This is a genomic window from Providencia sp. JGM181 (genome assembly GCF_018257375.1).
Classification (GTDB): domain Bacteria; phylum Pseudomonadota; class Gammaproteobacteria; order Enterobacterales; family Enterobacteriaceae; genus Providencia; species Providencia lanzhouensis.
The window spans coordinates 1-14,813 of the sequence record NZ_JAERJY010000085.1 but is presented as its reverse complement, the minus strand read 5'-3'; the positions used below and the strand labels follow the sequence as shown (position 1 = coordinate 14,813).

The window sequence follows — 14,813 nt, the reverse complement described above, 5'->3', positions numbered from 1 at the left end:
ATATGAACCTTTCAATTCAATAAACTATCCTTTATTAAATAAAAAGTATAAATCTATTTTATATCTTATTTCGAATATTTGCCTTGCTTAATGTTATTCTTACATTATATTAAAATATATATTATTAAATTAAATAATGTAAGACGAGGAAACAATGTCAAAGTTTACTGAAATCAATCAAAACCTACTGCAAACCATGCCGGAGCTGGCTGAATTTATTCCTGAAGTCATGATGCATTTTTCTAACTTAATTGCAGCGGCCTCGACAGAGGGAGATCTAGATAAAAAAACCAAAGAGCTGATTGCGATTGGTATTGCGGTTGCCAATCGCTGCGATGGCTGCGTTGCCTTTCATACAAAAACTTTGGTCGATTTAGGAGTCACCCAGCAAGAACTTGCTGAAACTTTAGCTGTTGCCATTTTTATGGGGGGAGGCCCTTCAGTTATGTATGCAACGCAGACATGGAATGCGTATAAAGAATTTACCGGCCATTGCGAATAGGCATCTACAAAGGGTGAGGACGTTCCTTCACCCATAAAATACGTCACCCATAAACCACGTTTTAGCCCGTTCTAACCGCCTGACTACCCGCTTTAAAATAAGGAACCTGGCTGGGTGCTAATGGCTCTCGACCGCGAATTTTGTCCGCTATTTTTTCCGCAATCATAATAGTAGTGGCATTTAAATTACCTGTAATAATCAGCGGCATAATGGATGCATCAATCACTCGCAGGTTATCAACCCCATGAACACGCCCTTCACCATCGACAACCGCCATAGCATCCGAGCCCATTTTGCACGTTCCACAAGGATGAAACGCCGTTTCCGCACTTTCTCGCACAAACTGATCAAGTTGTTCATCAGTGACAATGTGCTTACCGGGGCTAATCTCCTCACCTCGATACGGGTCTAACGCGGGTTGAGCCATAATTTCCCGCGTAATACGAATTGCGGCACGAAACTCTTCCCAATCCTGCTCACAAGACATGTAATTAAACAGGATGCTAGGGTGTTGATGCGGGTCACGAGATTTTATCTGCACTCGACCTCGGCTAGGTGAACGCATAGAACCCACATGCGCCTGAAAACCGTGTTGATTCACCGCATTGCTACCGTTGTAGTTAATCGCCACTGGCAGAAAGTGAAATTGAATATTTGGCCATGCAAACTTTTCACTGCTGCGAATAAACCCGCCCGCCTCAAACTGATTACTCGCCCCAATGCCAGTGCCTTTAAATAGCCACTGCGCTCCAATCATCGGTTGATTAAACCATTTCAATGCGGGATACAGAGAAACAGGTTGCTTACATTCATACTGTAGGTACATTTCCAGATGGTCTTGCAAGTTTTCCCCAACCCCTTCCAGATAATGAACGGGAGGGATCTCAAACTGCGCCAATACCGCTTTAGGGCCAACACCGGAACGCTGCAAAATTTGAGGGGAGGCAATAGCCCCGGCGCATAGCAAAATTTCTTTGCGAGCTTTCGCCACATGCACTTGCTGATGTTTACCTAAATGATACTTCACAGAAACTGCTTTTTTCCCTTCAAACTCAATAGTGTCCGTGGTGGCATGAGTGACTATCGTCAAGTTTTTACGGGTACGAGCTTGATCTAGATACCCTCTGGCGGTGCTCGCACGACGACCTTTTGGCGTCACTGTACGATCCATCGGACCGAACCCCTCTTGCTGATAACCGTTTAAATCATCCGTTTTCGGATAACCCGCTTGAACACCGGCTTCAACCATCGCGTGGAATAGCACATTATTTTTGGGTTTTGGCGTCGTCACACTCACGGGACCTTGGTCGCCGTGGTAATCATTTCCACCAATATCGCGGGTTTCAGCTTTACGAAAATACGGCAAACAGTTGGCATAAGCCCAATCTTCTAGCCCCGGAGCTTGCGCCCAGCCATCAAAATCCATGGCATTTCCGCGGATATAACACATGCCGTTAATCAATGAAGAGCCGCCAAGCCCTTTACCGCGCCCACATTCCATACGGCGGTTGTTCATATGAGGCTCAGGCTCTGTTTCATACGCCCAGTTATAACGGCGCCCCTGAAGTGGGTATGCTAATGCCGCTGGCATTTGTGTGCGAAAATCGAACCGGTGATCCGGTCCTCCTGCTTCAAGGAGCAGCACAGTAACATCAGTATCTTCTGTCAGGCGGGTAGCAAGAACGTTACCGGCTGAACCAGCACCGATAATAATGTAGTCATAGACCATTGTTATCTCCTCTGTTTCAGTCAAATTAAGTGATTAAAAAATGGATGAAAACTCTCCGAGTTCAACTTGAATGGATTTGATTTGAGTGTAATTTTGTAGCGTCACCAGACCATTTTCACGCCCGACACCAGAGTGTTTATAACCTCCCACTGGCATTTGCGCAGGGGATTCTCCCCAAGTGTTGATCCAGCAAATTCCCGCTTCCAATTGGTGAATAACGCGATGAGCACGAGCGAGATCTTGCGTGACAATCCCAGCGGCTAAACCATAAATAGAATGATTTGCTCGCTCAATCACCTCATCTTCTGTACGGTAGCTTAGAATGCTCATCACAGGGCCAAAAATCTCTTCTTGGGTTATTTGCATTTCATCTGTGCAATCAGTAAACACCGTCGGAGCCACATATGCGCCGTTTGCCAGCGATCCCGTCATAAGACGCTCACCGCCACATAACACGCTCGCCCCTTGCGCCTTGCCAATCTCGATATAGCGCAGCACATTGTCTAGATGCTTGAAGCTGACCAAAGGCCCAAAATTGGTATTTTCATCGGTTGGTGAGCCAATACGAATGCGCGCAACGCGCTCCGCGATTTTGGCTTCAAAGTCGGCTTTCAGGTTTTCTGGGATAAATACCCGCGTCCCGTTGGTGCACACCTGCCCAGAGCTGTAAAAATTCGCCATCATGGCAATATCAGCGGCTTTGTCTAAATCAGCATCATCAAAGATAATCAGCGGTGACTTTCCTCCAAGCTCCATAGTGACCTCTTTAAGGCTTGAGCTAGAAGCATTGGACATCACTTTTTTCCCTGTAGGGACACCGCCGGTAAATGAGATTTTGGCAATATCAGGATGCTCTGTTAGCCATTGCCCCACTTCACCGCCCATTCCCGTGACCACGTTAAACACCCCCGCAGGTAAGCCCGCTTCAGTGTAGATTTCCGCCAGCTTTAATGCGGTTAATGAGGTAACTTCACTGGGCTTAAATACCATGGCGTTACCTGCTGCCAGTGCCGGTGCGGATTTCCATAACGCAATTTGAATGGGATAGTTCCATGCGCCAATCCCCGCAACAACCCCCAATGGTTCACGGCGAGTATAGACAAACGAGGTTTCACGTAGCGGAATTTGCTGCCCTTCTAGAGCCGGAATTAATCCTGCATAGTATTCAAGAACATCCGCGCCCGTCACAATATCCACAAAACGCGTTTCAGAAAGTGGCTTCCCCGTATCGAGGGTTTCTAAATAGGCAAGTTCATCATTACGTTCACGTAAAATATCCACGGCACGGCGCAAGATACGTGAGCGCTCCATCGCAGTCATTGCCGCCCAAATTTTTTGCCCCTGTTTTGCACTTTCCACCGCCCAGTGAATATCGTCGATGCTAGCTGATTGCAAATGTGCAATCACGTCGCCATTGGCTGGGTTGATTGCTTCAAACTGCCCGCATTCAGGTTGTGAACTGTCGACATATCCGCCATGAATGTAAAGCTTATGAATCGGTGGATGTTGCATAACGTCTCCTTTGAAAAATAGTTAGGTCGAATGGTCTCCTGCTCGTGCCAATTGCATATCGATATATTCGTTAGTGATGCTGAGCGCTTCCGTCACAGGAAAAGACTCATTACTCAGCGCACTACGTAGCCATAATCCATCAATCAAGGCAGCCAAACCTTTAGCAGCACGGCGTGCGGCAGGTTGACTTAGAGCTCGTCCAAACTCATAGCTCAGGTTTGAATATAAGCGACGGTCATTCACCCGCTGTAAGCGGTTCAGATTTGGCTGATGCATACTGCTCGCCCAAAATGCCAACCACGTTTTCATTGCAGCTTCACTGATTTGGGTGGAATCAAAGTTCCCTTCCACAATTGCCTGAATTCTCGCTTTAGGATTTTCACCACTCAATAATCTGAGTCGCATCGCAATACCAAACCCGAGTTGATACTGGATATGACGCATGGTGGCCTCCAATAAACCACTCTTATCACGGAAATAGTGGCTAATAATCCCAGTAGAGACTCCCGCTTTACGGGCGATCAGCACAAAGCTGGCTTCTTGCATTCCCACTTCGTTGATGACAGCTAAAGTGGCCTGAATTAACTGCTGTTTACGTATCGATTGAACGCCTATTTTCGGCATGGCATGAAGACCTAATAAGACCATTGAACCCATTCATTAAACGATTTTTTAATTGAATGTTCAATCAATATTAACTATTGTTTACAACAATTCATTCACAAATAACTCGAGGAGATACCCGTGAAATTTTAAATATTTACTAATAATTCAATGCATTAGTAAATAATCTAATTTTAAATTTTCATCCAGATAAAACTGTGGAACTGCCAATGACAAATTCAAAAAGTCCAAAAAATGGGCAGAAAGACCAACTTAATCACGTTGTTTTTTTTACCTCCGCCGCCTTAATACTGGCGTTTTCTTTTTTCACCATCCTGATGACTGACACCGCAAATCAATGGATTGTTGCAACACTGGGTTGGGTGTCAAAAACCTTCGGCTGGTATTACTTACTTGCCGCCACCTTGTATATCGTTTTTGTGATTTTTATCGCCACCTCGCGCTTTGGAAACATCAAACTGGGACCGGAACAATCCAAACCGGAATTTAGTTTGCTCAGCTGGTCGGCGATGCTGTTTGCCGCGGGGATCGGCATTGATTTGATGTTTTTCTCGGTGGCTGAACCGGTCACTCAATATATGTTACCGCCAACAGGTGAAGGCGAAACCCTTGAAGCGGCTCGTCAGTCGATGGTGTGGACACTGTTTCACTATGGACTCACGGGCTGGTCAATGTACGCCTTGATGGGTATTGCGCTCGGTTACTTTAGTTATCGCTATAATTTGCCGTTAACCATCCGTTCTGCCCTATATCCGATTTTTGGTAATCGGATTAACGGACCGATTGGTCATACCGTCGATATTGCCGCCGTGCTCGGGACGATTTTCGGTATCGCCACCACCCTCGGTATTGGGGTGGTGCAGCTCAATTACGGGCTAAAAGTGCTGTTTGACCTTCCCCAAGGGCTAACGGTGCAAGGTGGACTGATTTTCCTTTCGGTGATCATGGCGGTAATTTCCGCTACATCGGGAGTCAATAAAGGGATCCGTATTCTCTCGGAACTCAACGTGCTGCTAGCATTGGGGCTGATCCTGTTTATCTTATTTGTGGGGGATACGGAATTTTTGCTCAACGCGCTGGTACTCAACGTCGGGGATTATGTGAACCGTTTTATGGGTATGACCCTGAACAGTTTTGCGTTTGATAGACCGACTGACTGGATGAATAGCTGGACGCTGTTTTTCTGGGCATGGTGGGTAGCATGGTCGCCTTTTGTTGGGTTATTTTTGGCGCGAATTTCCCGTGGTCGCACCATTCGCCAATTTGTGATTGGCACGCTGATCATCCCGTTTGTCTTCACGCTACTTTGGCTATCTATCTTTGGTAATAGCGCTCTGTATGAAATTATTCATGGCAATAAAGCGTTAGCCGAAACGGTATTAGAGGCTCCCGAAAAAGGGTTTTATTCCCTACTTGAGTTATATCCCGGGTTTGGATTAACCGCCTCCGTTGCCACCATTACAGGCTTACTATTTTACGTGACGTCCGCAGATTCTGGCTCACTAGTGCTGGGGAATTTCACCTCCAAACTGAGCGATATAAACAGTGATTCACCTAATTGGCTACGGGTTTTCTGGTCAGTTGCCATTGGTTTACTCACTCTTGGAATGTTAATGACCGATGGGGTACCCGCACTGCAAAACACCACCGTGATTATGGGGCTGCCGTTTAGTTTTGTAATCTTCTTTATTATGGCGGGGCTGTATAAGTCATTACGGTTTGAAGATTATCGCCGCGTCAGTGCCATTAATACCAATGCCCCTGCGCCGCTGTATGGTAATGAGCCCATTAAGTGGAAACAACGTCTGGGACGCGTGATGAATTTCCCAGGCACCACCTATACCCAACGGATGTTAGATTTAGTCTGTATTCCTGCGATGCAAGATGTAGCTAAAGAATTGGAATTGCGTGGCGCGAAGGTGGAATTTGCGATCTATCCTCTTGCCGAAGAAGAGCGACTTAACCATTTAGAGTTAGTGGTCGATTTAGAAGAAGAGCAAAGTTTTATCTACCAAATCTGGCCACGTCGCTATACGGTGCCAAGCTTTACCTACCGCGCTCGCTCCGGTAAATCCCACTATTACCGCCTTGAGACTTACTTGTGGGAAGGCACCCAAGCCAACGATTTAATGGACTACACCAAAGAGCAGGTGATCAGCGATATCCTCGACCAGTATGAAAAGCATTTGAATTTTATTCATTTAAGCCGTGAAGCACCGGGAGCAACATTGACCTTTCCAGAAGGAAATTAATGGCGAGCTGATTATTTAAACAATGCAAAAGGCGCTCAATAAGCGCCTTTTGTTTGCAACACGGGAAATACTAATTATTCATTCTGATATTTTTGCTCTAGCATGGATTGAAGCTCGCGCGGGTTGTTCATCCACGATAAATGCCCCGGACAGCCTGCTGCCGTTGGGTTGATATCACAAGGGCGGATGTGATTGAGCAAGGACTTTTCATCTTCATCCCGCTGTTCGAGTAGCGATTGGTAGCTACGATCTTGCTGAGCAATTTTTAATTTAGGGTCAAATTTGAACTTCTGCTCTTCCCGCAGTGAGTCCATTCCTTGGTAGTTTTCATGATATAGGCGATCAACGGGTGATTTTTCTTTAAATGACAAGTCGGTGGCAAAGCCAAAAGGAGCACAGAAAACAAGAAAAAAGACAACAATAACCTTTTTGAACATATGGATACCTACTGTGAATGCATAATTTGGCATTATATTCACTTACAACCCATTGGTGTATAAAATCTATTTTTGATTTTTATAATTTATTATCTATCAATTACTTATTGTAAATTAATTATAAAATCAATTGATTGACTATTTGTTAATATCTATAGTGACTATTTCTGCACTTTTATTTATTGATTCCACTATTTCCTATCAAATAGCTCGATGTCATTACGCAAAAATACAAAGAAAAACAGGCAATTTTCATGATTTCGAGCTAAAACTATATTAGCGTTTTTATTTAAGAGGGAATGACATGGAGCCAGTGAATAGCCACATCACGTATAAAGTGAACCATTCGATTTCGGTGGATGATTTTTTGAATTTACTAAAGCAATCCCCACTGGATACGTTTGTGCCCACTGACGATGTCGCGTTGCTGGATTCGATGTTAAATAATGCGGATTTGTTGATTAGTGCTTGGGTGGATGAGCAAGTGGTGGGTTTCGCTCGCGCGATCACGGATTTTAGTTTTTGCTGCTATATCTCTGAAATTGCAGTAGATACACAGTATCTTCACCAAGGTGTCGGTAAGCATTTGCTGCGCCTAACCGCCGAGGAGCTTCCCCCCGAGTGTCATTTAATTTTTCGCTCTACCCCCGACTCCCAAAACACCTACCCCAAACTCGGCTTCAATCCCTGCCCAAACACCTGGCATATCTCCGCCAAAAGCTTTCTAGACAAAATGAAATCTTAAAATATTCTGGTTTTTCCCTTGCCTTTGACTTTGCCCTTACCCAAACATAGCTCTAAATAATTCGCGTTGTGATAAGGCGGCGAATACGCTAAGCCCTGGGAGCATACACAAGTATGTGACTAGGGTTAGCTTATGAAGCCAACACAGTCACAGCGTGAAGTATGACGAGCTACGATCTCAACTTAGAACGAAGACGCTTAATGGCTTGGCTGTGTAATTGACTCACCCGTGACTCCCCCACCTCCAACACCGCGCCAATCTCCTTCAAATTCAGCTCTTCTTGGTAATACAGCGTCAGTACCATTTTTTCGCGCTCTGGCAATTGTTCTATTGCCGCCACGATTTGGTCTTTCAGGCTGGATTCCATCAGTAAGCTCAGTGGGTTGCCGCCATCATCTTCATCCATTGAAGGTTCGCAGCTTTCCCCATGCACTTCGTGCCATTCATCGTAGGAGAACAGTTGGCTATTGTTGGTATCCAGCAGCACTTGGCGATATTCCGCCAAATCGATATCCAGCGCTTTGGCAATTTCTGGCTCCGTCGCACTGCGCCCAAGGCTTTGCTCAAGTTCACCAATGGCTTTGGTCATTTCTCGCGCTTGGCGACGCACGCTACGGGGAACCCAGTCACGGCTACGCAGTTCATCGAGCATGGATCCGCGGATCCGCTGCACAGCGTATGTGGCAAAAGAGGCACCTAATGAGGCATCGAAACGTTCTAATGCGTGGAGTAGCCCGATGCCACCCGCTTGGATTAGGTCATCGATATCAACGCTGGCAGGAAGTCGGACTTGCAGTTTCAGGGCTTCATGGCGTATTAGAGGGTAATAACGCTCCCATAGGCTATTTTTATTAATGACACCTTCGGCAGTATATAAATCACTCACAACCTGAATCACCCTTCAAGTTTTAACTAAAGGTAGCCATTATCTGTGTTACGCGTAATTTCAATCCGCAGAGTAAGGCACTAAATCAGCCGTTATTCTTTTTATCCTAAATAAATTTGATGAAGCCCAATATTTTTTGAGTCTATTTTTTACTTTTTCTTTTGCCCTTGACCTTACCTTTGACCCCAACAATGCCAAAGCGCGCCCTAAATAATTCGTGTTGCAGCTAGGCGGCAAGCTGGATTATCCCTAGGAGCATACTGAAGTATGTGACTAGGGTAATTTAGTGCAGCCAACAACGCTGCGGCGCGAAGTATAACGGGCAAAAAAAAGACCAGCAAAGCTGGTCTTTAATAGAAAGCTCGATTCACGAATTAACGTAACAGGCTTAACACACCCTGTGGAACTTGGTTAGCTTGCGCTAACACAGCAGTACCTGCTTGTTGCAGAATCTGACCACGGCTCATGTTAGAAACTTCTGTAGCGAAGTCAGCATCTTGGATACGGCTACGTGCTGCGCTCAGGTTGTTAACAGAGTTGTTCAGGTTGTTGATAGTAGATTGCAGACGGTTTTGGATAGCACCTAAGTCTGAACGGAAGCTATCAACTTGCGCTAATGCTTTGTCTAAAGTTTCTAATGGTTTGAACACTGATAACTCTTTTTCAGTCATTTCAATTTTATTATCAGTAAACTTAATTGTTGATGCAGCGCCAGCAGCGCCATCAGTAACAGCGAATTCAGTCTCTACTGTATGTTCTTTACCATCTGAAGTTTTACCAACTACATATACTTTGTTACCGTCAGCTTCGCCTTTATCATTAAGTTTCTGATAAACTTTAGCTTCAGAGAAAGTAGCATCAGTTCCTGCTACTTTGAATTTCATTGCCTTCAGTGCTGTATCACTAGCACCGTCACCTACAGGGTTACCTACTGGCCCACCCATTTTATCAAGGTCAGATAAAGAAATTTCTTTACCCATTGTTTTGCCAGAACTTGCATCAAAACCAGTTAAACCTAAAGTTTCGCTGTCTACTTTTTTCAGGCCGATAGAGATAGTTTCTTTATCGTTAGTACCTACTTGAACACTCATGCTAGTGTCTTTCGTTAATACTTTTACGCCGTTAAACTGAGTTTGTTCAGAGATACGGTTGATCTCTTCCATACGAGCTTGAACTTCTTTATTGATAGACTCGATGTCGCTCTTAGAGTTAGTACCGTTTTGTGCTTGAACTGTCAGTTCACGAACGCGTTGTAAGTTATCGTTGATTTCGTTAACTGCACCTTCAGCGGTTTGTGCGATAGAAATACCGTCGTTTGCGTTACGTGCAGCTTGAGTTAAACCTTTAACGTTTGCAGTGAAACGGTTAGCGATTGCTTGACCCGCAGCGTCATCTTTTGCGCTGTTGATACGTGAACCAGAAGATAAACGCTCAATCGCAGTACCCAGTACGCCTTGTGAACGGTTTAAGTTGTTCTGAGTAGTCAGAGACAGAATGTTAGTGTTAATGACCTGTGCCATAATGTATGTCCTTTATTATTCAATATAATACAGTGTTAATACTCTAAATAATTCGTGCTGTATCTAGGCGGCCAGCGAAGGTATCCCTAGGAGCATACTGAAGTATGTGACTAGGGTGACTGAGTGCAGCCAACACCGATACGGCGCGAAGTATGACGAGTATTCTGTTAAGTAAATTTTGTCAGCAATAACATTATCGGCGGTACCCAAAACCCCTTTAGCCATTTTTATAAAAATTTTTCACGAGTAACGACAAAAGCGCACTGGAATCAGCTTTTTTCAAACTAAATTTTTTATTAAACCCTTCGATTATGGTTAATGTCCTTATCATTTTTATTCAATAAGCCTAATTACCTGCTTTTTACGGTTTAACTCCTTCCATTATTATTTCGCAGAATAGTCTAATATTTTTCCCCAATTCGCCGATAAAGGACTAAATACGAATTTATTTTCAGGGTTTATATTCAGGAGAGATTTATGGCAGGCATATCCACACTCGGTATCGGGGCTAACTTAGACTTAAATGTGCAAATGGATCAATTAGAGGCAATGGAAAGACGCCGTCTCGACCCATTAACACAACAGAAAGCCAGCTATGATGCGCAAATCAGTGCATTTGGTAAGATGCAATCTTCATTAGAAAAACTGAAAAAAGCGGCGGAAGATCTCAAAAAATATCAAGACATCAGCACCACTAAAGTGAGTGGTGAATATAAAGCCTTTGATGTAAAAACTGATGGTAAGGCTATTGCGGGTGTACATGATGTTAAAGTCAATCAACTGGCAAAAGCACAAACTATTGCAACAAAAGGTGTTGATGATAATAAAAAATTACTAGGTAACGGCGCAACAGAACGAACGATTACAATTACCCAGCCTTCACAAAAAGAAGATAAAGATAAAATTGTTATCAAACTCGATAATGAACATACTTCATTAATCGAAATTGCGGACGCCATTAATAAAACCGATAAAGGCGTTTCAGCTTCCGTTATTAAAGATAAAGACAATCAATACCACTTAGTGGTTACTTCGAAAAAAGCCGGAACCGATAACCGAATTAGCATCAATGTGGAAGGTGATAGTAATTTAGCCGCCATGTTAAACGTTAAATCTGAAATTGATACAAATGGCAAAGTGACATTAAACACTGATGCTACTACGGGTATGGATCAAAAAGTTCCACCACAAAACGCACTATTAACTATCGACGGTTTTGACCTTGAATCGCAAACTAACGAAGCCAAAGACCTGTTTCCCGGTTTAACTCTGTCTTTAAAGAAAGAGAGTGAAGATAGCAAATCAGAACATTTAATTATCTCTGAAGATATTGAGCCTGCTAAAGCGAAAATCAAAGCATGGGTGGATGCCTATAATGAATTCCAAAGCTTAGCTAAAGAACTCACTAAATATACCCCTACTGAAAAAGGTACTGCACCGGATAAAACTAATGGTCCATTAATTGGTGATTCCACTTTGCGTGCAATTCAAAGCACCTTGCGTACTCAAGTGCGTAGTCCACAAGATAGCGGCGAACTGAACCTGCTGAATAAAATGGGGATTAAGCAAAAACTGGATGGCACGTTAGAAATCGACAATAAAAAACTCGATAGTGCCCTAAAAGATAACCCATCAAGCGTAAAAGTATTCTTTGCCGGTGACGGTGAAAAGACTGGATTTGCGACCGAAAACTTTAATTTCTTAAAGGATACCTTAGATAGTAAAGAAGGTACGCTGCATAACGCCACAGATGGCGTACAGAAGAAAAAGAAAAGCATCGATAAACGTATCGAGCAAACCAATAAACAAATTGAAAACACCATGGATATCTATCGTCGTCAGTTCCAAAACCTCGATAAGATGATGAGTTCACTGAACAGCACAAGCAGTTCATTAGGCAGACTTTTAGGTTAACCGCATGTATCAACGTAAAGCTAATCAAGCCTATCAGCAGGTCAGTTTGGAGAGTGAAATCGCCAATGCGACCCCGTATCAACTGATCCAAATCCTGTTTAAAGGGGCCTTAAGTGCCCTTAAACGGGGAGAGATTTTTATGGAGCAGGGAAACATTGCTGAAAAGGGTAAAGAAATCTCAAAAGCAATCGACATCATTGACACGGGATTAAAACAATCGCTAAATTACGAAGCTGGTGGCGAACTTGCTGAAAATTTAGCAAGTTTGTATGAATACATGACGCGGCAATTGCTCCGCGCCAACATAGAAAACAACGTGACTTATGTCCAAGAAGTTTACCAATTACTCTCCGATATCGCCTCTGCATGGCAACAAATCGGTGCAAATGTGGATGAAAGATAACCAGGTGGACAATAAAAATCCTCTCTATTTACTTGAAATATATCGTAATGTCTTAATATTAAGTGAAAACTTAGTTTCGCTCGCACAATCAGGGGAATGGGAGTCATTAATCTCCCGAGAAACTGAATATGTCCTTGCCGTTGAGAATTTAACGGCTCTGACTCAAGAATATGAGCAGGAACAACCTATTACTGACGACTTTGTGCAGTTACTACACCAGATCATTGAAAACGAACGAGTGACAAAAGAACACTTACAAAATCATTTGAATTTTTTAAGTAAAGAAATCAAACAGCTCGACCAACAAAAGGTGTTGAATAATAGCTACGGCCAATTTGATCAACCCGATGCTCCAAGGGTTATTAAACCTCTCGAGTAAACGGTAAAGTGTCAGGCAGTTAACCTGACGCTTAACTTAATAGGACAACTCAATTGGCACCAAGAACACAATAGCAGCTCCCCGAATCACACTTGTTGGGTCTCGGGAAGCCGTAAAATAGACGGGATTTACTGTTATTTTAACCTTTACTGCTGTTTTAATCTCTGCTGCTTTTTAAGCTTTTTCAACAACATATTGCGCTTTAACGTGGATAAGTGGTCAATAAACACTTTACCGTTTAAATGGTCAATTTCATGTTGCATGACAATCGCTAAAAACTCGTCACTGTCGACAACAAACTCCTTGCCGTCACGGTCAAACGCCTTCACCTTCACACGCAAAAAGCGTGGTACATCAGCGTAAACATCTGGTACAGATAAACAACCCTCTTGATAGCTCGTCTCCCCTTCGCTCTCAATAATTTGTGGGTTGATAAATACCATTGGCTGATTACGTTCTTCCGAAATATCAATCACCATAATAGCTTTGGTTTCGGCGATTTGCGTTGCCGCCAACCCGATACCGTTGTCAGTGCTGTACATGGTTTCAATTAAATCATCGACCAATGTTTGTACTGCTGCGAAATCCGTAACGGGACTGCACTGAATACGCAATCTTTCATCTGGAATTTCAATAATTTCTCTTACTGCCATAGCTAAAATCCTGTTGATTCAATTACTTTTACTCAAGCCCATGTGTTTTTACTTAAACCTATAAGTTAAAGTATCGCCCTTTTTTTGCCTACAAAAGATGCAAAAAATGGCAAAGTGGCTTGGAGATGAAAATTTCACAGAAAAATAACATGATCTAAGACAAAATACATCTGAAATCACCAGAAAATTCTCCGTATAACCCCTTTCTACAGGCAAAATCCAACGTATTTGATTGAGATCAGACAATCCGTATAAACAAGTATTTGTAAATTTTTCATGGTAAACCGACCAAAATATAAATCTGAATTAACACTGATTAGATAGCTTAGCTATAATTTTATTTCGACTTTCTATTTAATACTGTTTTTAACAGAAAAATTACATGGGATAAGCCGAGTTTTGTTTGCTGATGCCTATTTTCTTTGAATACATAACCCAACGTAAGCTTACATTTTTAATAATTAATCATAATTCTTACCTTTGCTTTGCTCGCTGTTTAATTAATGATGAAGACCTGTTCGATTTTGTTACTCACATTTCTAATCTTAATAAATGGAGTTCTTATGAAATTAAAACCGATTATTGCCGCCCTGATTGTGATGTCCACCACTGCTGCTTTTACGGCTCAAGCTAACTCAACAGCGCCTGTTGCAAAACAAGCTGTTAGCGCAAAAAAAGCCAATGCCTATGAAGAGATTATGATTGATAAAGTCTGGGTAACCACTCAAGCTGTCGATCAAGATAAAAAAGAGGTGCCTGCAACAGATAAACAAGTGGCGAACTTTTTTGGACTTGCAGAGTATTACCCTGATGGTACTTTTAAGATGCTAACCCTTGAGGGTGCGCCAAAAATGCAGGGTGATTGGTCATTCAGCGAAGATGGTAAAACCCGCTCATTAACTGCAAAAGATGACAAAGGTGAAGTCCTGTTTACTCGTGTAGTTGAAAACGTGACCGTGACACCGGAAGAATATACTTACCGAATTTACCCATCACAGGATGATAAAACCAAATATTTTGATATCGTCCATAAAGTGAAGAAATAGCTTATACCATGATTGGGGAATGTATTTAATATTCCCCTATTTCTCAGTTATTAGCTTGATAAAAATTAATTTTTAAATTACTTTAAAGCATCCCAGAATTACACTTCATTCCCATCATCAATTCTATTGTACTAATCTTAATCCAACACGATTTTCCCGAATTAATTTAATTAAAAAACAGATTTTACCCACCAAAATATATCTCTTATTA

The 14,813-nt window shown here is 42.8% G+C and carries 14 protein-coding genes; 7 read left to right on the top strand and 7 right to left on the bottom strand.

Annotated elements, in window-relative coordinates; translation table 11 throughout:
• Window positions 1–154 precede the first annotated feature (154 nt).
• Window positions 155–502, top strand: coding sequence for a carboxymuconolactone decarboxylase family protein (locus JK188_RS11650; RefSeq protein ID WP_211885248.1), 348 nt, complete (start codon window positions 155–157; stop codon window positions 500–502).
• A 61-nt stretch (window positions 503–563) separates the two neighbouring features.
• Here JK188_RS11650 and betA read toward each other — a convergent pair whose 3' ends face one another.
• The 3 genes from betA to betI are packed head-to-tail and all read right to left on the bottom strand — an operon-like array spanning window position 564 to window position 4,367.
• Window positions 564–2,231 (bottom strand): choline dehydrogenase, encoded by a 1,668-nt coding sequence (gene betA / locus JK188_RS11645; RefSeq protein ID WP_211885246.1) that lies wholly within the window; start codon window positions 2,229–2,231, stop codon window positions 564–566.
• 33 nt (window positions 2,232–2,264) lie between these two features.
• The gene (betB, locus tag JK188_RS11640; RefSeq protein WP_211885245.1) at window positions 2,265–3,743 is read right to left on the bottom strand and encodes a betaine-aldehyde dehydrogenase; all 1,479 of its coding nucleotides are present in this window, start codon (window positions 3,741–3,743) and stop codon (window positions 2,265–2,267) included.
• Between the two features lie 21 nt (window positions 3,744–3,764).
• A complete protein-coding gene (gene betI, locus JK188_RS11635) occupies window positions 3,765–4,367 on the bottom strand; it encodes a transcriptional regulator BetI (protein ID WP_211886382.1) in 603 nt (200 codons plus the stop codon).
• Between the two features lie 209 nt (window positions 4,368–4,576).
• Between betI and JK188_RS11630 the strand changes: the two genes are divergently transcribed.
• Complete coding sequence (locus JK188_RS11630; RefSeq protein ID WP_132494687.1) at window positions 4,577–6,619, top strand: choline transporter; 2,043 nt, start codon at window positions 4,577–4,579, stop codon at window positions 6,617–6,619.
• A gap of 74 nt (window positions 6,620–6,693) precedes the next feature.
• On the opposite strand, the gene JK188_RS11625 is transcribed toward JK188_RS11630, so the two are convergent.
• Entirely contained in the window at window positions 6,694–7,056 is a 363-nt protein-coding gene (locus JK188_RS11625; protein WP_225575016.1) for a hypothetical protein, read from the bottom strand.
• A 304-nt stretch (window positions 7,057–7,360) separates the two neighbouring features.
• On the opposite strand from JK188_RS11625, the gene JK188_RS11620 reads away from it, so the two are divergent.
• Entirely contained in the window at window positions 7,361–7,801 is a 441-nt protein-coding gene (locus JK188_RS11620; protein ID WP_036951356.1) for a GNAT family N-acetyltransferase, read from the top strand.
• A 169-nt stretch (window positions 7,802–7,970) separates the two neighbouring features.
• Here the strand turns inward: JK188_RS11620 and JK188_RS11615 are convergent, their stop codons facing one another.
• Complete coding sequence (locus tag JK188_RS11615) at window positions 7,971–8,687, bottom strand: RNA polymerase sigma factor FliA (RefSeq protein ID WP_039861494.1); 717 nt, start codon at window positions 8,685–8,687, stop codon at window positions 7,971–7,973.
• 374 nt (window positions 8,688–9,061) lie between these two features.
• Window positions 9,062–10,207 carry a FliC/FljB family flagellin gene (locus tag JK188_RS11610; protein ID WP_211885244.1) on the bottom strand — a complete coding sequence of 382 codons (1,146 nt, stop codon included), beginning with the start codon at window positions 10,205–10,207 and terminating at the stop codon, window positions 9,062–9,064.
• Window positions 10,208–10,684: 477 nt separating this feature from the next.
• Here JK188_RS11610 and fliD point away from each other — a divergent pair, with 477 nt between their 5' ends.
• Genes fliD through fliT form a run of 3 tightly spaced genes read left to right on the top strand, consistent with a single transcriptional unit; the run spans window position 10,685 to window position 12,903 of the window.
• Window positions 10,685–12,121: a flagellar filament capping protein FliD gene (fliD, locus tag JK188_RS11605; protein ID WP_108479068.1), complete on the top strand. Its 1,437-nt coding sequence runs from the start codon at window positions 10,685–10,687 to the stop codon at window positions 12,119–12,121.
• 4 nt (window positions 12,122–12,125) lie between these two features.
• The gene (gene fliS, locus JK188_RS11600; RefSeq protein ID WP_006657543.1) at window positions 12,126–12,524 is read left to right on the top strand and encodes a flagellar export chaperone FliS; all 399 of its coding nucleotides are present in this window, start codon (window positions 12,126–12,128) and stop codon (window positions 12,522–12,524) included.
• Window positions 12,514–12,903, top strand: a complete 390-nt coding sequence (gene fliT / locus JK188_RS11595; protein ID WP_036951364.1) for a flagellar protein FliT — start codon at window positions 12,514–12,516, stop codon at window positions 12,901–12,903. The genes fliS and fliT overlap by 11 nt, the downstream gene beginning before the upstream one ends.
• Before the next feature lie 146 nt (window positions 12,904–13,049).
• On the opposite strand, the gene def is transcribed toward fliT, so the two are convergent.
• Window positions 13,050–13,556 (bottom strand): peptide deformylase, encoded by a 507-nt coding sequence (gene def, locus JK188_RS11590; protein WP_211885243.1) that lies wholly within the window; start codon window positions 13,554–13,556, stop codon window positions 13,050–13,052.
• 563 nt (window positions 13,557–14,119) lie between these two features.
• Here def and JK188_RS11585 point away from each other — a divergent pair.
• Window positions 14,120–14,602, top strand: coding sequence for a DUF4822 domain-containing protein (locus JK188_RS11585; RefSeq protein ID WP_108479070.1), 483 nt, complete (start codon window positions 14,120–14,122; stop codon window positions 14,600–14,602).
• Window positions 14,603–14,813 lie beyond the last annotated feature (211 nt).